Origin of the sequence: Pseudomonas quasicaspiana (assembly GCF_021147825.1) — a bacterium.
GTDB classification, from domain to species: domain Bacteria; phylum Pseudomonadota; class Gammaproteobacteria; order Pseudomonadales; family Pseudomonadaceae; genus Aquipseudomonas; species Aquipseudomonas quasicaspiana.
The window spans coordinates 46,284-63,668 of record NZ_JAGTPI010000005.1 but is presented as its reverse complement, the minus strand read 5'-3'; the positions used below and the strand labels follow the sequence as shown (position 1 = coordinate 63,668).

At 56.2% G+C, this 17,385-nt stretch carries 19 protein-coding genes; 3 read left to right on the top strand and 16 right to left on the bottom strand.

Annotated features, from left to right (window positions below):
- Window positions 1–16: 16 nt before the first annotated feature.
- Window positions 17–646, bottom strand: a complete 630-nt coding sequence (locus tag KDX30_RS05350; protein ID WP_231675192.1) for an alpha/beta hydrolase — start codon at window positions 644–646, stop codon at window positions 17–19.
- Window positions 647–791: 145 nt separating this feature from the next.
- Here KDX30_RS05350 and KDX30_RS05345 point away from each other — a divergent pair, with 145 nt between their 5' ends.
- Window positions 792–1,229: a YhcB family protein gene (locus KDX30_RS05345; RefSeq protein WP_027898485.1), complete on the top strand. Its 438-nt coding sequence runs from the start codon at window positions 792–794 to the stop codon at window positions 1,227–1,229.
- A 340-nt stretch (window positions 1,230–1,569) separates the two neighbouring features.
- Here the strand turns inward: KDX30_RS05345 and KDX30_RS05340 are convergent, their stop codons facing one another.
- The 5 genes from KDX30_RS05340 to KDX30_RS05320 all read right to left on the bottom strand — a co-directional run bounded on the left by KDX30_RS05340 (window position 1,570) and on the right by KDX30_RS05320 (window position 6,633).
- Window positions 1,570–2,058, bottom strand: coding sequence for a hypothetical protein (locus tag KDX30_RS05340; RefSeq protein ID WP_231675191.1), 489 nt, complete (start codon window positions 2,056–2,058; stop codon window positions 1,570–1,572).
- A gap of 394 nt (window positions 2,059–2,452) precedes the next feature.
- On the bottom strand, window positions 2,453–4,351 hold the full coding sequence (gene cysN, locus KDX30_RS05335) for a sulfate adenylyltransferase subunit CysN (protein ID WP_231675190.1): 1,899 nt from the start codon (window positions 4,349–4,351) through the stop codon (window positions 2,453–2,455).
- 53 nt (window positions 4,352–4,404) lie between these two features.
- A complete protein-coding gene (locus tag KDX30_RS05330; protein WP_095096900.1) occupies window positions 4,405–4,746 on the bottom strand; it encodes a four helix bundle protein in 342 nt (113 codons plus the stop codon).
- 58 nt (window positions 4,747–4,804) lie between these two features.
- Window positions 4,805–5,722, bottom strand: a complete 918-nt coding sequence (gene cysD, locus KDX30_RS05325; RefSeq protein WP_099270954.1) for a sulfate adenylyltransferase subunit CysD — start codon at window positions 5,720–5,722, stop codon at window positions 4,805–4,807.
- A 152-nt stretch (window positions 5,723–5,874) separates the two neighbouring features.
- Window positions 5,875–6,633 carry a Nif3-like dinuclear metal center hexameric protein gene (locus KDX30_RS05320; RefSeq protein WP_027897824.1) on the bottom strand — a complete coding sequence of 253 codons (759 nt, stop codon included), beginning with the start codon at window positions 6,631–6,633 and terminating at the stop codon, window positions 5,875–5,877.
- Between the two features lie 170 nt (window positions 6,634–6,803).
- Here KDX30_RS05320 and algW point away from each other — a divergent pair, with 170 nt between their 5' ends.
- Entirely contained in the window at window positions 6,804–7,967 is a 1,164-nt protein-coding gene (gene algW, locus KDX30_RS05315; protein WP_027897825.1) for a Do family serine endopeptidase AlgW, read from the top strand.
- A 153-nt stretch (window positions 7,968–8,120) separates the two neighbouring features.
- On the opposite strand, the gene hisC is transcribed toward algW, so the two are convergent.
- The 10 genes from hisC to KDX30_RS05265 all read right to left on the bottom strand — a co-directional run bounded on the left by hisC (window position 8,121) and on the right by KDX30_RS05265 (window position 16,112).
- A complete protein-coding gene (gene hisC / locus KDX30_RS05310) occupies window positions 8,121–9,173 on the bottom strand; it encodes a histidinol-phosphate transaminase (RefSeq protein WP_027897826.1) in 1,053 nt (350 codons plus the stop codon).
- Between the two features lie 2 nt (window positions 9,174–9,175).
- Entirely contained in the window at window positions 9,176–10,504 is a 1,329-nt protein-coding gene (hisD, locus tag KDX30_RS05305; RefSeq protein WP_231675189.1) for a histidinol dehydrogenase, read from the bottom strand.
- Window positions 10,505–10,629: 125 nt separating this feature from the next.
- Window positions 10,630–11,265, bottom strand: a complete 636-nt coding sequence (gene hisG / locus KDX30_RS05300; protein WP_027897828.1) for an ATP phosphoribosyltransferase — start codon at window positions 11,263–11,265, stop codon at window positions 10,630–10,632.
- Window positions 11,266–11,440: 175 nt separating this feature from the next.
- Window positions 11,441–12,706: a UDP-N-acetylglucosamine 1-carboxyvinyltransferase gene (gene murA / locus KDX30_RS05295; RefSeq protein WP_027897829.1), complete on the bottom strand. Its 1,266-nt coding sequence runs from the start codon at window positions 12,704–12,706 to the stop codon at window positions 11,441–11,443.
- Between the two features lie 22 nt (window positions 12,707–12,728).
- Window positions 12,729–12,968, bottom strand: coding sequence for a BolA family protein (locus KDX30_RS05290; protein ID WP_027897830.1), 240 nt, complete (start codon window positions 12,966–12,968; stop codon window positions 12,729–12,731).
- A 112-nt stretch (window positions 12,969–13,080) separates the two neighbouring features.
- Window positions 13,081–13,386, bottom strand: a complete 306-nt coding sequence (locus KDX30_RS05285) for an STAS domain-containing protein (RefSeq protein WP_027897831.1) — start codon at window positions 13,384–13,386, stop codon at window positions 13,081–13,083.
- Window positions 13,383–14,027 (bottom strand): MlaC/ttg2D family ABC transporter substrate-binding protein, encoded by a 645-nt coding sequence (locus KDX30_RS05280; RefSeq protein ID WP_027897832.1) that lies wholly within the window; start codon window positions 14,025–14,027, stop codon window positions 13,383–13,385. Before KDX30_RS05280 ends, KDX30_RS05285 begins: the two co-directional genes overlap by 4 nt.
- 11 nt (window positions 14,028–14,038) lie before the next feature.
- The gene (gene mlaD / locus KDX30_RS05275) at window positions 14,039–14,506 is read right to left on the bottom strand and encodes an outer membrane lipid asymmetry maintenance protein MlaD (protein WP_027897833.1); all 468 of its coding nucleotides are present in this window, start codon (window positions 14,504–14,506) and stop codon (window positions 14,039–14,041) included.
- Window positions 14,506–15,303, bottom strand: coding sequence for a lipid asymmetry maintenance ABC transporter permease subunit MlaE (gene mlaE / locus KDX30_RS05270; RefSeq protein WP_027897834.1), 798 nt, complete (start codon window positions 15,301–15,303; stop codon window positions 14,506–14,508). The genes mlaD and mlaE overlap by 1 nt, the downstream gene beginning before the upstream one ends.
- Complete coding sequence (locus KDX30_RS05265) at window positions 15,303–16,112, bottom strand: ATP-binding cassette domain-containing protein (RefSeq protein ID WP_027897835.1); 810 nt, start codon at window positions 16,110–16,112, stop codon at window positions 15,303–15,305. Before KDX30_RS05265 ends, mlaE begins: the two co-directional genes overlap by 1 nt.
- Window positions 16,113–16,399: 287 nt before the next feature.
- Here KDX30_RS05265 and KDX30_RS05260 point away from each other — a divergent pair, with 287 nt between their 5' ends.
- A complete protein-coding gene (locus KDX30_RS05260) occupies window positions 16,400–17,374 on the top strand; it encodes a KpsF/GutQ family sugar-phosphate isomerase (RefSeq protein WP_231675188.1) in 975 nt (324 codons plus the stop codon).
- Window positions 17,375–17,385: the final 11 nt, after the last annotated feature.

The window sequence follows — 17,385 nt, the reverse complement described above, 5'->3', positions numbered from 1 at the left end:
GCTTATGGGGCTGTCATCAGTTCGAAAGGCGTGGCGCAACCAGATCTTTGAGATCAGTGAGCTTGCCGTGAAAAAAGTGTCCACATTCTGCCACTTTCAGCAGTTCATGTGGGCGCGGCAATGCTGCCGACCAGTTGTAAACCAGTTCAGGCTCGACGACTTCGTCGGTCTCCGGCTGGATGACTGTCAGTGGGCAGTTCTGCGGCAGAGGATATTGCTCGCTCAAGCGCATGACCGCAGGCGCGACCATGAACAGATGGCTAATCGTCTGTCCAGCGCCCTCAAGCCGGCCGGCAAGACTGGCTGCAACGAAACCACCAAAGGAAAAACCGAACAGTGTCATGGGCAGATCGGGGTGTTTTTCCAGCAGCCAGCGAGCGACGGCCTGAGCATCTTCGATTTCGCCTGGGCCCGCTTCAGACGTACCGGCGCTCGCCCCCACGCCACGATAATTGAAACGCAATGTAATCAAACCCGCATCGCGAGCCGTACGTTGCAGGGTCGAGACGACCTTGTTGAGCATGGTGCCGCCCTGTATCGGGTTAGGATGGCAGATCAACGCCACGCCTGTAGCATCAGGCAAATCAAGGTAAAGGGCTTCAAGCTGGCCCACCGGGCCATCGATCAATACGGGGGTTTCGCGCATGAGCAAAAAGGAACTCCGTGACCTCGCAATGGGTCGACTCGTCTAGCTGATTGTCTGCAAATAGCATATCCGTGAGCGTGTCGCGGTATACAGAGCAGGTTCGAGCCGTTAACGTAAAGCAAAGCCGTTTATAGAGGAAGGACTCGTGGAACTGTCGCTCTTAGTTTGGTTGTTGCCGACCATTGCCCTGGTTGTCGGTGTTGTCATCGGTTTTCTGGTCGCACGTCTGGTGCCCAACGCTGCTCCCAATGGAACCCAGCGTCAGCTGGATGACGTTCAGGAGCGTTTCGATGCCTATCAGAACGAGGTGGTCACTCACTTCAATAGCACGGCCAATCTGGTCCAGAAGCTTTCGCAAAGCTATCAGGACGTGCAGGAACATCTCGCCGAAGGTGCCAACCGTCTTGCTACCGACGAGTTGACTCGTCAGCGTCTGCTGGCTGCCCTGCACCCTGAAGCCAGCCAGGTCCACCGCGACCGTCTGACTCCGCCGCGCACAAATGAAGCACCGAAAGACTACGCGCCAAAATCACCCAACGCTCCCGGCATGCTCGATGAGCATTACGGTTTGAAAAAGCCGTAAGCGAAAGCTGGATCAGGAAAGCCTGCCATTCGTGAGAATGGCGGGCTTTTTTGTAGATCAGTCAGGGATAAAATCCTGGCGAGGAAACTTCCTACGCAGTTTAAGGAATACAGCGGCTATATATATTTTGTTGCGACCTCTATGCTTTTTGGAAAACGGAGGAAGCATGAAAGCAATTAAAATATTCGCAGTATGGATTTTTTTATCAGGTTGTGTGCCGGGGGATTGTATAAATAACTGTTACTTATGGAGCAGAGCAGACCCAGAGCTTTTACATAAGTGTAATATCGACCCACTCAGACCTGACTGCCCAGTTCAACGCTAGGCAGAAAGCCAAACTTCAAAATCTCCAGATTTCTTGCGGCGAACTCATGAACCAGACCGTCTCCTTTTTCTTGGGTGGAAGCCGTCCAGGCCTGAATCCAAAACGCGCCCAAAGAAGGTTGCCAGTTCGCTGATCATAAATCACCAGATTCCCGTCATCCTGCATCGACATATGGCTGTGATACCAGTACGACTTATCCTTCGTATCAGTGCTTTGCGCGGTCCACAGCCTTGATCTTGCGGGATCATAGAGGAATCCGCTGTTGCTTACGACAAACCACGGAGCACCTCGTTGCTTACGGGAGAGCGTACGACTGTAGGGCTGATTGCTATCAGCGACCCAAACAACACTGCCACTATCTTTAATAACCAGGTTGCCATCGCTTTGCAGTTCCAGACGAAAATGTCCACTGGGCGATTGTAAAAACTGCCCCGGTGTCATTTTTTGATTGGGCGGCAATACCGGAGCTCCATTATTTTTAAACGCACCATACTGAATACTCATACTTTCACCTTTGAAAGTTCTTGATTGAGCACTCAACTAATCACCCACCGACTTACAACATGCGATAACTATATACCGCACCTGAATTATTCTTAACGCCGTGATTATTCTTGCAGTGGCCGCGCCAGTGCCCATGACTCTCTACATACAAAATCTGTGGAGCGGGCTTCAGACAGACTGCGTAATCGTTCATCGCGAGCAAGCTCGGCTCCTACAGAGATAAGCGATACCTGTAGGAGTCAAGCTTGCTCGCGATGAACGATAACGCGGTATACCTGACGGAGCGAGTCGCCTCAATCGCGGGCAAGCCTCGCTCCCACAGGATTCTCTGGAGCCCCCGCACAAACAAAAAACCCGCCATCTCTGGCGGGTTTCCTGTGACAGAAAGCGATCGTCAGATCGCGCCGCGACTGCGCAGCAGGTCCAGCACTTGCTTGACGCTGTCTTCGAGACTCAGGGTTTGAGTATCGATGACCAGATCCGCATTGAGCGGTACGTCGTACGGGAAGGACTCGCCCGGGATGTTATCGCCCTCGGCTGCGTACAGGCCCTGTGGATCGCGTTCGCGGCAAACCGCAGGGGATGCCTGGACGTATACGGTCAGCAGGCGATCAGCACCGATCAGAGACTTGGCCTGCTCGCGACCTTCGCCGTCAGGCGCAACGAACGCAGCCAGGGTAATCAGCCCCGCCTGGTTGAACTGACGCGCAACGTGAGCGGCACGACGCCAGTTCTCGGTACGCCCGGCGCGATCCTGTGGCAGACCTTTGTTCAGGTCGTGACGCAGGTTCTGGCCATCCAGCACGTAAACCGCGCGTCCCATGTCGAACAGCTTGCGCTCGACCGCATAAGCCAAGGTGCTTTTGCCAGCGCCCGACAGGCCGCTGAACAGCACAGTGGCTGGCTGCTGACCAAAACGCTGAGCTCGCTCTTCAGTCGCAACGTGAGCCAGAGCGCCGTGATGAATGGCACCTGCGCCGCCAACGGGCTTGGCGATGATCATGCCCGCGGCCACTGTGCCATTGGTCAAACGGTCAATTACGATGAACGAACCCGTGGTGCGGTTGCTGTCGTAACCGTCCAGCGCGATGGCCGAGTCTAGGCTGATCTTGACGCGACCAATCTCATTCAGGCCCAGCGAACTGGCAGGCCCTTCGGCCAAGGTATTCACATCGACACGATGGGTGATGCTGGCAATCGAGCCCGGCACATAGCTGGTGGCACGCTTGATGTCGTATTTCTTGCCCGGCAGCATCGGCTCTTCAGCCATCCATACCAGCATGGCATCGAATGCATCAGCCACTTGCGGAACGTTATCGGCGTGTACCAGCAAGTCACCACGGGAGATATCAATCTCGTCTTCCATGGTCAGAGTGACGGCCTGACCCGGCCCGGCACTCTCCAGCTCACCTTCAAAGGTGACGATGGATTTGACACGACTGCTCTTGCCCGACGGAAGCACGACGACTTCGTCACCCTTGTGCACGATACCGCTCGCCAGCGTACCGGCGAAACCACGGAAGTTCAGGTTTGGACGGTTGACGTACTGCACCGGGAAACGCATGTCGGTGTAGTTGCGGTCGTTGGCAATCTCGACGGTTTCGAGGATCTCCATCAAGGACTGGCCGGTGTACCAGGGCGAACGCTCGCTCTTGTTCACCACGTTGTCGCCCTTGAGAGCCGACATCGGCACGAAGGCCATGGTGGTCGGTTTGAACGCGATGCCGTCGGCGAACTTCAAGTAGTCGGACTTGATCGACTCGAAGACGCTTTCGTCGAAGCCATTGAGGTCCATCTTGTTGATGGCCACAACGATATGTTTGATGCCCAGCAGCGATGCGATGTAGCTGTGACGGCGGGTCTGGGTCTGTACGCCGTAACGGGCATCCACCAGAATAATCGCCAAGTCGCAGGTCGATGCACCGGTTGCCATGTTGCGTGTGTACTGCTCATGGCCCGGAGTATCGGCAATGATGAACTTGCGCTTGGCGGTGGAGAAATAACGGTAAGCAACATCAATCGTGATGCCCTGCTCCCGCTCGGCCTGAAGGCCGTCAACCAGCAACGCCAGATCGACGTCTTCGCCGGTGGTGCCGGACTTCTTCGAATCGCGGGTAATGGCTTCGAGGTGATCTTCGTAGATCATCTTGGAGTCGTGCAGCAGACGCCCGATCAGCGTGCTCTTGCCGTCGTCGACGTTGCCACAGGTAAGAAAGCGCAGCATTTCCTTGCGTTCGTGCTGGCCCAGATAGGCGAGGATGTCCTCGCTGATCAAATCAGATGCGTGACTCATTTCATTCGAGCTCCAAGCTGTAAGCTTCAAGCGGCAAGCTTGTCGGCGTACAGCTAGTCAGAAATTTTATTGATCAGCCCGCAAAGCATTTTTGAAAGCTCACGGGTTTCGATAATCCAGGCTGCTGCAAGTGGTTCAGCGATATAACCAATTTCACCGCCGATGATGAGCTGAGTTCTTAGCTCGCCACAGGATGCTTTAGCAATCGATAGAAAGCGGCATTTGTCCTTCGCAGTGAAACGCTCCATACCTTCCGCAATATTGCTCGGCACCGACAGCCCAGAGCGCGTGATCTGACTCCTGAAAGCCAAATCGGGACAGGAAGCCATCTCCTTGTAAAGATTGACTGCCAAAGCCTTGGCTCTTTGCCAAACCAAGAGTTTCTCGAAATCCATTTCGATCACCTGCTTTTGATTCACTTGCAGCTTGCCACTTGAGGCTTGTAGCTGCTCTTTAGAAATAACCCTGACGTTTCTTTTCTTCCATCGAACCAGCGCCATCGTGATCGATGACCCGGCCTTGACGTTCGGAAGTACGCGTCAGAAGCATTTCCTGAATGATGTCAGTGAGGCTGGTGGCCTCGGACTCGACTGCGCCCGTCAACGGGTAGTCGCCAAGTGTACGGAAGCGGACTTTCTTCTTGACGATGCGAGCCTTGTCTTCATCGCTCAGGTGATTCAGAAGACGCTCGTCGTCGATCATGATCCAGGTGCCGTTCATCTCGATGACATCGCGCTCGGCGGCGAAGTACAACGGGACAATCGGGATGCCTTCCAGATAGATGTACTGCCAGATGTCCAGCTCGGTCCAGTTGGACAGAGGGAACACGCGAATCGACTCGCCTTTATTGACGTTGCCGTTATAGACGTTCCACAGCTCCGGACGCTGGTTCTTCGGATCCCAGCGGTGCTTGCTGTCGCGGAACGAGTACACGCGCTCTTTGGCACGGGATTTCTCTTCATCGCGACGCGCGCCACCGAACGCGGCATCGAAGCCGTGCTTGTCCAGGGCCTGCTTGAGACCTTCGGTCTTCATGATGTCAGTGTGCTTGGAGCTGCCGTGGGTCAGTGGGCTGATGTTTTGAGCCACGCCGTCCGGGTTGATGTGGACGATCAGGTCCAGACCCATTTCCTTAACCATCTGGTCACGAAAACGGTACATTTCCTGGAATTTCCAGCGGGTGTCCACATGCATCACCGGGAATGGCAGCTTGCCCGGAAAGAACGCCTTGCGCGCAAGGTGCAGCATTACGGCAGAGTCTTTACCGACGGAGTACAGCATCACCGGGTTATCAAACTCGGCGGCGACCTCGCGGATGATGTGGATGCTTTCCGCCTCCAGTTGCTTAAGATGCGTCAGTTTATCGACCATGGTTACTCACGGGTTGCATTCATTATTGACCGGACAACGCCCGGGACGGCCAGCGGGCCGTGTTCGAGGCCGCACTCTAGCACAGCACCTGCTTCTATTCAGGGGCCCCAATAGATCGAAACGTTCTATGGATATACCGTCTCGTTAGGTATTCAAACCGGATTCGGACAGTCGATAAACAGGTGCTCCAGTGCAAACCGCCGCGCCAGATAGTCACCCAGCGCCTGAACCCCGTAACGTTCAGTTGCGTGGTGTCCGGCGGCAATAAAGCTGATGCCGTTTTCCCGGGCACTGTGAACGGTCTGCTCAGACGCTTCGCCGCTGATGAACAGATCGACACCCGCAGTGATTGCCTGATCGATGTAACCCTGCCCGCCTCCGGTACACCAACCCACCCGGCGAATCATATCGGCACCTTCAATCAACAACGGCTCGCGCCCCAGTGCTTCCTGCACGCGACGGGCAAAGTCGCGGGGCATCATGGGTTCATTCAACGAACCGACCAAGCCGACGACGCGGGCGTTATCAGGATCCAGTGGGCCTTCCACGGTGATATCCAGCTGGCGCGCCAACTGCACGTTATTACCCACGTCCGGATGCACATCCAGCGGCAAGTGATAGGCCAGCAGGCTGATGTCGTGCTTGAGCAGGGTTTTCAGGCGGCGCTGTTTCATGCCGACGACGCAAGGGTTCTCGCCTTTCCAGAAATACCCGTGATGCACGAGAATCAGATCGGCCTGCGCATCCACTGCGGCATCCAGCAAAGCCTGGCTGGCAGTGACGCCGCTGATGATGCGCATGACCTGCGGACGACCTTCGACCTGCAAGCCATTGGGGCAATAATCCTGGATACGCGAACTGCCGAGATAACGGTTGGCTTCTTCTACCAGAGTGCTGAGCGCAACAGCCATAAAAGACTCCTGAATGTGTGGTTTGAAGCTGATAGGGTCGTACTGCTGAAATGGTTCACTTCAGACGATCTTATTTGCGAGACACAACCCCAAGTGCTCGTATAATGCCGCCCATTATGGCGCAGTTGGGCAGCAAGCCGCAGCGTCGGATCACTTTCAGGATTTGCTCAATGTTCAAGGCACTGCGCTTTTTTGGTTGGCCATTGCTGGCAGGCGTACTCGTCGCACTGCTGATTATTCAGCGTTTCCCGGATCTGGTGGGTCTGCCAAGTCTCGACGTCAACCTGCAACAGGCGCCACAAACCACCTACGTCCAGCAAGGCCCGGTCACGTATGCCGATGCAGTTGGCATGGCGGCACCTGCGGTAGTCAATCTCTACACCACAAAGATGGTCAACAAAGCGGCAAATCCGATGTTCGAGGACCCGCAATTCCGGCGTTTCTTCGGTGACAACATGCCCAAGCAGAAACGCATGGAGTCGAGCCTCGGTTCCGGCGTTCTGATGAGTCCGGAAGGCTACATTCTGACCAATAACCACGTCACCACCGGTGCCGATCAAATCGTCGTTGCACTGAAGGACGGTCGGGAAACCATTGCCAGGGTGATCGGCAATGATCCGGAAACCGATCTGGCAGTGTTGAAGATTGATCTCAAGAACATCCCGTCCATCACTATTGGCCGCTCCGACAGCATCCGCATCGGTGACGTTGCACTGGCCATCGGCAACCCTTTCGGCGTCGGCCAGACCGTGACCATGGGTATTATCAGCGCCACCGGCCGCAACCAGCTCGGCCTGAACACTTATGAAGACTTCATTCAGACCGACGCAGCGATCAACCCGGGCAACTCTGGCGGCGCACTGGTTGATGCCAATGGCAACCTGACCGGGATCAACACAGCGATTTTCTCCAAGTCTGGCGGCTCTCAAGGCATCGGTTTCGCGATTCCGACCAAACTGGCCATGGAGGTCATGAAATCGATCATCGAGCATGGTCAGGTGATTCGTGGCTGGCTGGGTATTGAAGTGCAGCCGCTGACACAGGATCTGGCCGAGTCATTCGGGTTGAAAGACAGACCAGGCATCGTCGTCGCAGGTATCTTCCGCGATGGACCTGCACAGAAAGCAGGTTTGCAATTGGGTGACGTGATTTTGAGCATCAACGGCGAGCCCGCGGGTGATGGTCGTCGCTCGATGAATCAGGTGGCACGCACCAAGCCCGGCGACAAGATCGCCATCGAGGTGATGCGCAACGGGAAAGAAGTGAAGCTCAACGCTGAAGTTGGCCTGCGCCCACCGCCTCCACCGTCGGCTACGCCGGTTGAAGAGCAGTGATCACTGAGTTGCGTAGATACCTGTGGGAGCGAGGCTTGCCCGCGATAAGGCCGCCTCGTTTATCAGACAGACCTCAGTGCTTTTATCGCGGGCAAGCCTCGCTCCCACAAGTGTGATGCAATCCGCGATTGCGGCGATACTGCGATGGGGGTCTTACAGACCCGCCAAGCCATCCAGCAACGCCTGGTTCTGCTCCGGCGTACCAATGCTGATCCGCAGGAACTGGGCAATCCGCTCCTGTTTGAAGTGCCGAACGATGACACCCTGCTCGCGCAGCTTCGCCGCAATGCCCGCTCCGTCGTGTTGCGGGTGACGGGCAAAGATGAAGTTGGCCGCAGATGGCAGTACTTCAAAACCAAGGGCTTGCAGCTCAGCGGTCAATAATTCCCGGCTGGCGATCACCTTGTTACGGGTGGAATCGAAGTGCTCGCGGTCCTCGAACGCTGCAGCGGCACCGACGATTGCCAGACGATCCAGCGGATACGAGTTGAAGCTGTTCTTGACCCGCTCCAGCGCCTCGATCAGATCAGGATGTCCAATCGCCAGACCGACCCGCAAACCCGCCAGCGAGCGGGACTTGGACAACGTCTGCGTCACCAGCAGGTTCGGATAACGCTCCACCAGCGAGATCGCCGTCTCGCCACCAAAATCGATGTACGCCTCATCCACCACAACCACTGAATCAGGGCTCGCCTTCAGCATCTGCTCAACAGCATCCAGCCCCACTACGCAACCGGTTGGCGCGTTAGGATTCGGGAAAATGATCCCGCCATTAGGTTTGGCGTAATCCGACACACGAATCTGGAACTGCTCATCCAGCGCGATGGCGTCGAACTCGATGCCGTACAGGCCACAGTAAACCGGATAAAAGCTGTAGCTGATGTCCGGAAACAGCAAAGGCTTGCCGTGCTGGAAAAACGCATTGAACACGTGTGCCAGCACTTCATCGGAACCATTGCCCAAAAATACATGGCTGGTCTGCACGCCGTAATAGGTCGCTACAGCCTGCTTGAGCAGGTCGCTGTTCGGATCGGGATAAAGACGCAAGTCATCAGTCAGCTCGGCGCGCATCGCGGCCAGAGCTTTAGGCGAAGGGCCATAAGGATTTTCATTGGTGTTGAGCTTGACCAGTTTGGTCAGCTTGGGTTGTTCACCCGGCACATACGGCACCAGGCTGTTGACGAAAGGACTCCAGAATTTACTCATGCTCAACTCCCCTGCCCTTCGCTATCAATGATCCGGTACTCGGCGCTGCGGGCGTGTGCAGTCAATGATTCACCACGCGCCAGTACCGATGCGGTCTTGCCAAGTTCGGATGCACCTTGCTGCGAGCAGTAGATGATCGACGAACGCTTCTGAAAATCGTAAACACCCAGCGGCGATGAAAAACGCGCTGTGCCGGAGGTTGGCAACACGTGGTTTGGACCGGCGCAATAGTCGCCCAGCGCCTCGGAGGTGTGACGCCCCATAAAGATCGCACCCGCGTGACGAATCTGCGGCAACCAGGCTTCAGGGTCTGCCACCGACAACTCAAGGTGTTCCGGAGCAATACGGTTGGCGACTTCAATGGCCTGCTGCATATCAGCGACCTTGATCAACGCACCACGGCCATTGATCGACTTATCGATGATGTCCGCACGTTCAAGGGTCGGCATCAATTTGGCAATGCTCGCTGCCACCTGATCCAGAAAATCTGCATCCGGACTTACCAGAATGGCCTGGGCATCCTCATCGTGCTCGGCCTGAGAGAACAGGTCCATGGCAATCCAGTCCGGGTCTGTCTGACCGTCGCAGACCACGAGGATCTCGGAAGGACCAGCGATCATGTCGATCCCGACCTGACCAAAAACATGGCGTTTGGCTGTAGCAACGTAAATGTTACCCGGGCCGACGACCTTGTCGACGCGCGGTACGCTTTCAGTGCCGTACGCCAGTGCCGCAACCGCCTGAGCTCCACCGATGGTGAACACCCGGTCGACTCCGGCAATACAGGCCGCGGCCAGTACCAGCTCGTTGATTTCCCCGCGCGGGGTCGGCACGACCATGACGACTTCAGCAACACCCGCAACCTTGGCAGGAATAGCGTTCATCAATACCGACGACGGATACGACGCCTTGCCACCGGGCACATACAGACCGGCGCGATCCAGCGGAGTAACTTTCTGGCCAAGTACCGTGCCGTCGGCCTCGGTGTAGGCCCAGGAGTCCTGCTTCTGTTTTTCGTGGTACATGCGTACACGATCTGCGGCTTTTTCCAACGCTGTGCGCTGGGCTGGAGTGATGCGGGTCAGTGCCAGCTCAAGACGCTCGCGAGGCAGAATCAGATCAGCCATGGAGGCCACCTGCAAACCGTCGAAGCGCTCGGTGAATTCGACCAGCGCGGCATCGCCTCGCTCACGCACGGCTTTGATGATGTCGAGGACACGCTGGTTGACCGAATCGTCAGACACACTTTCCCAGCTCAGCAGATGATCCAGATGATGCGCGAAATCCGGGTCAGCAGCATTGAGTCGGCGAATTGCAGTCGGTGCGGTCATAGCGAGAGCCTCATAGGAATGGCAAAAACTCAGGCGCCCTAAACTAGCAGTCGTTCCGCTTGGGCACCTGAGAATTCTGGCTATGAGGCGGATAGACGGGCGCAACTCAAGGTTGCGCGAGTAAGTCAGCCGCGGTGTCGCGATTCCACTGCATTGCGCAGGGTATCGATAAGCGACTGAATACGGGCGTGCTGCATTTTCATGGAAGCCTTGTTGACCACCAGACGGGAACTGATCGTCGCGATCAACTCCTGAGGCTCCAGGCCATTGGCCCGCAGCGTGTTGCCAGTGTCAACAACGTCGATGATCTTGTCAGCCAGGCCAATCAGCGGTGCCAGCTCCATGGAGCCGTACAGCTTGATGATGTCGACCTGACGACCTTGCTCGGCGTAATAACGCTTGGCAACGTTGACGAACTTGGTTGCCACGCGCAGACGGCCTTTGGGCTCAGGAGCACCGATGGCGCCTGCTGTCATCAAACGGCACTTGGCAATCTGCAGGTCCAATGGCTCATACAGGCCTTGGCCGGTGTATTCCATCAGCACATCTTTACCGGCAACGCCAAGATCAGCAGCGCCATGCTCGACGTAGGTCGGCACATCGGTAGCACGCACGATCAACAGGCGCACATCGGCCTGGGTCGTGGGGATGATCAGCTTGCGGCTCTTGTCCGGATTCTCGGTCGGCACAATGCCTGCTTCAGCAAGAAGCGGCAGGGTGTCATCAAGAATGCGGCCCTTGGACAATGCGATGGTCAACATGGGAAACGTCAGTCCTTATCAGGAAGCTTTTGCCCGGACGCAATCGACGCCGGGCAAATCCTCATGCCGCATAAAAACGGGCATGGGGTGAAACGAATCAGAATTCACACGCCGCGAAGCGCGCAAGACTGACGTCCGAGGCCACAAATGGCCTCAGACGCCAGTTATATGACTGCTAGCCCGGAACGCGACGAATCTTCGCGCCCAGCATCTGCAGTTTCTCTTCAATGCACTCGTAACCGCGGTCTATGTGGTAGATGCGGTCGATCAGCGTATCGCCCTGGGCAACCAGTGCAGAGATAACCAGGCTGGCCGATGCACGAAGATCGGTAGCCATGACTGGCGCGCCTTTGAGCACTTCGGTACCGGTCACGATGGCCGTGTTGCCTTCGACCTGAATCTGCGCGCCCATGCGGTGCATTTCGTACACGTGCATGAAACGGTTTTCGAAGATGGTCTCGATTACTGCACCCGTGCCTTCAGCGATGGCGTTGAGCGAGATGAACTGCGCCTGCATGTCAGTCGGAAACGCAGGATACGGAGCAGTACGCACATTGACGGCTTTAGGACGCTTGCCGTGCATGTTCAGCTCGATCCAGTCCACGCCGCTGGTCACTTCAGCGCCCGCTTCCTGAAGCTTCAGCAACACTGCTTCGAGGATGGTCGGATCGGTGTCCTTGACCTTGACGCGGCCACCGGTAGCGGCAGCAGCAACCAGATAAGTGCCGGTCTCGATGCGGTCAGGCATGACTTTGTAGGTTGCCGAGTGCAGACGCTTCACGCCATCAATAGTGATGGTGTCAGTACCAGCGCCTTGAATTTTCGCACCCATGGCAATCAGGAAGTTTGCCAGGTCAACGACTTCAGGTTCACGGGCGGCGTTCTGCAGAACGCTGCGGCCGTTGGCCAGGCTCGCGGCCATCATGATGTTTTCGGTACCGGTCACGCTGACGGTATCAAAGAAGAAGTTAGCACCGCGCAGACCGCCTTCAGGGGCTTTGGCCTTGATGTAGCCGCCCTCGACGTCAATGATCGCGCCCATGGCTTCGAGGCCACGAATGTGCAGATCCACTGGACGCGAGCCGATGGCGCAACCGCCTGGCAACGCGACTTCAGCTTCGCCGAAACGGGCGACCATAGGGCCGAGCACCAGAATCGAAGCGCGCATGGTCTTCACCAGCTCGTACGGGGCAATCAGCGTCTTGATCGTGCGCGGATCGATTTCCACGCTGAGTTTTTCGTCGATCACCGGCTCGATACCCATACGACCGAACAGTTCGATCATGGTGGTGATGTCGTGCAAGTGCGGCAGGTTCTGGACGGTTACCGGGCCATCGGCCAACAGGGTCGCGGCAAGAATCGGCAGGGCAGAGTTTTTCGCCCCGGAAATGCGGATTTCGCCATCAAGACGAACGCCGCCAGTAATAATCAATTTATCCATTAGAGTCTCGACGCCAAGTGGCTCAGGTGCGCTCGGCCCACGCAGCGCGGCTGAAAAATTTCATGGTGACCGCATGGATGCTGCCATCGGCAATCCAAGGGTTCAAATGCGTGTAGATCTGCTGCTGACGCTTGACCGGGCTCAGCGTAGCCAACTCGTCATTGATCACGTTCAGCTGGAAGTTGCAGCCTTCGCCTTCAACTTCGACCTGTACCTCGGGCAGCTTCCCTTCAAGGAAGCTCTTAACTTCTACGGCGTGCATGCAAAACCTCGATTGGCGACCTACGCGCGCGGGTCGGCCATCATACAAAAAAGCCCACTCAATGCGAACCCCGCAACGCAGGACCCGGACGAGGGGCTTTCATAAAGGACAATCAATGATTGTGAAGCAGTTCAGTCAACTCGGACACCTGGGCGATCTTGCGCATGTCTTCCGGCATGGAACGAATGCTTACATCTTTGCCCGCGTCACGCGCATCACGCATGAACGCGAGCAGCAAGGCCAGACCAACGCTGCTGGACTTCTCGACACCGGAGCAGTCCAGAACAACGGTCGACAACTCGCTCGACTTGATCAGCGCGGCACCCTGCTTGCGCAAGGCCGGACCGGTCGAATAGTCGAGCGTACCGGTTAACTGCAGCTCGCCCGGCGCAACGAGCTTGACGGCTGACTCGGTCATTGCGGAGCAGCTTCAGGCGCTTTCTCTTTAGCCTTGGCAACTTCACCCGCCCAGTTGTTGATCGTCTGGTCGAGGTTGTTGCCGTTACGCTGCATTGCATCGGCGAATTGATCACGGAACAGCTTGCCGATGTTAATCCCGTTAATGATCACGTTCCGTACCTTCCACTCGCCGCCAATCTTGACGAGTGTGTAGGAGACCGGATACATCGCGCCGTTGGTACCCTTGACCTGCATTTCAACGCTGGTGCGATCGGCGCCTTCAGGTTTTTCAGGCGAAACGGTGATGCCCTGGTTGTTGTATTCAAGCAGTGCGTTGCCATAGAACTGCATCAGGCTGCGCTTGAAGTTTTCCTGGAAGCGCTGAATCTGCTCTGGAGAAGCGTTGCGCGAGTACTTCACGGTCATGATGCTTTTGGAAATGCCATCGGCATCTACCACCGGACCGACAATGCGGTTCAGCGCGTCGTAAAACGCGCCCGGATTACTTTTGTACTGTTCTTTGTTGGCTGCCAGATCACTCAGCAATTCCTTGGTGGTGCGATCCACCAGATCATGAGCGGACGGTGTGGCGGCGGCATTCCCCAGCATTGGCAACAATGCCAGCAACACCAACAGACCACGGCGCACGATAGAGATCATGTAAAAGCTCCTCATTTAGCGTCTTTACTCACGGTATTGAGCAGGAATTTTCCGATAAGGTCTTCCAGCACAAGCGACGACTGCGTGTCATGGATGGTACTGCCATCCTTAAGCAACCCATCGTCGCCACCTACGCTGATACCCACATATTTCTCACCGAGCAAGCCAGCGGTCAAAATCGATGCAGTGGAATCGAGAGGCAGGTTATTCACCTTCTTCTGGACTTCCATGGTCACCCGACCTGTGAAGGTGTCGCGATCAAGATCAATCGCCGTGACCTTGCCAATTGTGACGCCAGCCATGCTCACCTTGGCTCTGACAGTCAAACCGGCAATATTGTCGAAATTTGCATAAAGTTTATAAGTATCAGTGCTGGCGCTGGAGCTCAGACCGCTGACGCGCAGGGCAAGCAGGAGCAAAGCCAGAATCCCGGCCAGCAGGAACAGGCCTACACCTGTTTCGATGGTGCGGTTTTGCATCAGAAATCTCCAAACATCAAGGCGGTCAGAATAAAGTCCAGGCCCAGTACGGCCAAGGAGGCATACACGACTGTTTTCGTCGTGGCACGACTGATCCCTTCTGAGGTGGGTTCGCAGTCGTAACCCTGGAAAACGGCAATCCAGGTCACAACGAACGCAAATACGACGCTCTTGATGACGCCGTTAATCACATCATCAACGAAAGAAACGCTGTTCTGCATGTTTGACCAGAAAGAGCCTTCATAGACACCCAGCCAGTCGATCGCTACCCAGGAGCCTCCCCAGATACCCACTACGCTGAAGATCATGGCCAGCAGCGGCAGGGAAATGAACCCGGCCCACAGACGTGGCGCAACGATGTACTTGAGCGGGTCAACACCGATCATTTCCAGACTGGACAACTGCTCGGTCGATTTCATGTTGCCGATCTCGGCGGTCAATGCCGAACCTGCACGGCCAGCAAACAGCAACGCCGTAACCACAGGCCCCAACTCTCGCAAAAGCGTAAGGGCAACCATTTGCCCGACTGCCTGCTCCGAACCGTACTTGGTCAGGATGCTGAAACCCTGAAGCGACAGCACCATGCCGATAAACATGCCCGATACGACGATGATCGCCAGGGACATGACACCGACCGAGTAGAGCTGCCTGACCAGCAACTGAAAGCTGCCGCCAATCGAGCTCCGCCCCAGCAAGGCGTGAACCAGAAAAATCGCCGAACGCCCGAGCACCGCCAGGATATCGATTGCGGCACGGCCGAGAAGGCGTACTCGCTCCATTAATGACTTCTTGCGCATCAGCGCTTCCCCAAAAGATCTTCGCGGTAATCCGGCGCAGGATAGTGAAACGGCACCGGGCCGTCCGGGTTGCCGGTCATGAATTGACGAATGCGCGGATTGTCCGAGCCCATCAGTTCTTCGGGTGTCCCCTGCCCCAGCACCTGACCGTCGCCGACAAGATAGAGGTAGTCAGCAATACTCGCCGTTTCGTCCAGATCATGGGAGACCACAACACTGGTGATACCGAGCGCATCATTGAGCAGCTTGATCAGACGAACCAGCACACCCATTGCAATGGGGTCTTGCCCCACGAATGGCTCGTCGTACATGAGTATCTGGGGATCGAGGGCAATCGCACGAGCCAGCGCCACGCGACGCTTCATGCCACCTGACAGTTCGTCGGGCATCAACTCGATGGCACCGCGCAGTCCCACTGCCTGTAACTTGAGCAGGACAATGTCACGAATCATTTCTTCCGGCAGCTCTGTATGGACCCGCAACGGGAAGGCAACGTTCTCGAACACATCCAGGTCCGTAAACAGTGCACCGCTCTGGAACAAAACGCCCATGTGCTTGCGCGCATCGAACAAATCGCTGCGCGACAAGGCGGGCAGGTTCTGACCGTTGACCCACACTTCGCCAGCAGAAGGCCGTAGCTGGGCCCCCATCAAACGCAGCAAAGTAGTTTTGCCACTGCCCGAAGGTCCCATGATGCCGGTGACTTTGCCGCGGGGAATACGAATATCAACATTATCGAAAATGCTGCGCGTACCGCGCCTGAAGGAAACGCCCTTCAGCTCGATCGCGTAGGCGTTATCGGCGCTCATCTAAACTCCTTGCGATACAGCCTCACGTTCAGCTGCCGAGTCCCTGTCGGGAGACATGCTGTCTCGGTGGGCGGAACAAGCCGCGAACTATACCACTGCGACAAGGCGTCGCCAAAGCGCCAAAACGATCAATCAATATCGCCATACACAATTTGCGACACTTCCTGCAAATGAGCTCGACCTATCGTCATACAGAACGTTTAAACGCAAAGCTCGACGATCAGACGTGAGGGAATCGCGCATTACCGCTATAATCGCCGCCTTTTAACCGGCCAACCGATTTTCACATGAACCAATCCAGCGACCTGATCCAGTCAGCACAACGCACCATCCGCCTTGAAATCGAAGCCGTGGAGGGGTTGTTACCTAATATCGACGCGGATTTCATCAAGGCCTGCGAGATGATTCTCGCGAGCAAAGGACGCGTTGTTGTGGTGGGCATGGGAAAATCAGGCCACATCGGAAAAAAGATCGCCGCCACTCTGGCGAGCACCGGCACCACTTCGTTTTTTGTTCACCCAGCCGAAGCCAGCCACGGCGACATGGGCATGATCACTTCCGGTGACATCATCCTCGCCCTGTCAAACTCGGGAACAACGGCTGAAATCGTTACATTGCTGCCCCTGATCAAACGCCTTGGCATCAAGATGATCAGCCTGACGGGCAATCCGGAGTCAACCCTGGCTGAAGCTGCCGACGTTAACCTTAATGCTCGTGTGGAACATGAGGCCTGCCCACTGAATCTGGCGCCTACCTCTTCGACAACTGCAGCACTGGTCATGGGCGATGCTCTCGCAGTAGCACTGCTGGAAGCCCGCGGTTTCACGGCTGAAGACTTCGCGTTCTCGCATCCCGGTGGTGCTTTAGGCAGACGCTTGCTGCTCAAGGTCGAGCACGTCATGCACAGCGGCGAACAACTGCCACAAGTACAGCGCGGCACTCTGCTGCGCGACGCGCTGATGGAAATGACCCGCAAGGGACTGGGCATGACCGCAGTTATCGAGGCCGATGGACGACTGGCCGGGATATTCACTGACGGCGACCTGCGCCGCACTCTGGATCGTCCGATTGATATTCGCCTGGCAACCATCGATGACGTGATGACCGTTCACGGCAAGACAGCCCGCCCTGAAATGCTCGCGGCTGAAGCATTGAAAATCATGGAAGATCACAAGATCGGTTCACTCATCGTCGTTGACGAAAATGATCATCCGGTCGGAGCTTTCAACCTGCAGGACCTGCTGCGCGCAGGCGTCATGTAATGGAGATGCGC

What these genes read in the sequence shown, in the direction of transcription:
- KDX30_RS05350 (WP_231675192.1), bottom strand. Translation starts at nt 646, where the DNA reads ATGCGCGAAACCCCCGTATTGATCGATGGCCCGGTGGGCCAGCTTGAA.
- KDX30_RS05340 (WP_231675191.1), bottom strand. Translation starts at nt 2,058, where the DNA reads ATGAGTATTCAGTATGGTGCGTTTAAAAATAATGGAGCTCCGGTATTG.
- cysN (WP_231675190.1), bottom strand. Translation starts at nt 4,351, where the DNA reads ATGAGTCACGCATCTGATTTGATCAGCGAGGACATCCTCGCCTATCTG.
- KDX30_RS05330 (WP_095096900.1), bottom strand. Translation starts at nt 4,746, where the DNA reads ATGGATTTCGAGAAACTCTTGGTTTGGCAAAGAGCCAAGGCTTTGGCA.
- cysD (WP_099270954.1), bottom strand. Translation starts at nt 5,722, where the DNA reads ATGGTCGATAAACTGACGCATCTTAAGCAACTGGAGGCGGAAAGCATC.
- KDX30_RS05320 (WP_027897824.1), bottom strand. Translation starts at nt 6,633, where the DNA reads ATGGCTGTTGCGCTCAGCACTCTGGTAGAAGAAGCCAACCGTTATCTC.
- algW (WP_027897825.1), top strand. Translation starts at nt 6,804, where the DNA reads ATGTTCAAGGCACTGCGCTTTTTTGGTTGGCCATTGCTGGCAGGCGTA.
- hisC (WP_027897826.1), bottom strand. Translation starts at nt 9,173, where the DNA reads ATGAGTAAATTCTGGAGTCCTTTCGTCAACAGCCTGGTGCCGTATGTG.
- hisD (WP_231675189.1), bottom strand. Translation starts at nt 10,504, where the DNA reads ATGACCGCACCGACTGCAATTCGCCGACTCAATGCTGCTGACCCGGAT.
- hisG (WP_027897828.1), bottom strand. Translation starts at nt 11,265, where the DNA reads ATGTTGACCATCGCATTGTCCAAGGGCCGCATTCTTGATGACACCCTG.
- murA (WP_027897829.1), bottom strand. Translation starts at nt 12,706, where the DNA reads ATGGATAAATTGATTATTACTGGCGGCGTTCGTCTTGATGGCGAAATC.
- KDX30_RS05290 (WP_027897830.1), bottom strand. Translation starts at nt 12,968, where the DNA reads ATGCACGCCGTAGAAGTTAAGAGCTTCCTTGAAGGGAAGCTGCCCGAG.
- KDX30_RS05285 (WP_027897831.1), bottom strand. Translation starts at nt 13,386, where the DNA reads ATGACCGAGTCAGCCGTCAAGCTCGTTGCGCCGGGCGAGCTGCAGTTA.
- KDX30_RS05280 (WP_027897832.1), bottom strand. Translation starts at nt 14,027, where the DNA reads ATGATCTCTATCGTGCGCCGTGGTCTGTTGGTGTTGCTGGCATTGTTG.
- mlaD (WP_027897833.1), bottom strand. Translation starts at nt 14,506, where the DNA reads ATGCAAAACCGCACCATCGAAACAGGTGTAGGCCTGTTCCTGCTGGCC.
- mlaE (WP_027897834.1), bottom strand. Translation starts at nt 15,303, where the DNA reads ATGCGCAAGAAGTCATTAATGGAGCGAGTACGCCTTCTCGGCCGTGCC.
- KDX30_RS05265 (WP_027897835.1), bottom strand. Translation starts at nt 16,112, where the DNA reads ATGAGCGCCGATAACGCCTACGCGATCGAGCTGAAGGGCGTTTCCTTC.
- KDX30_RS05260 (WP_231675188.1), top strand. Translation starts at nt 16,400, where the DNA reads ATGAACCAATCCAGCGACCTGATCCAGTCAGCACAACGCACCATCCGC.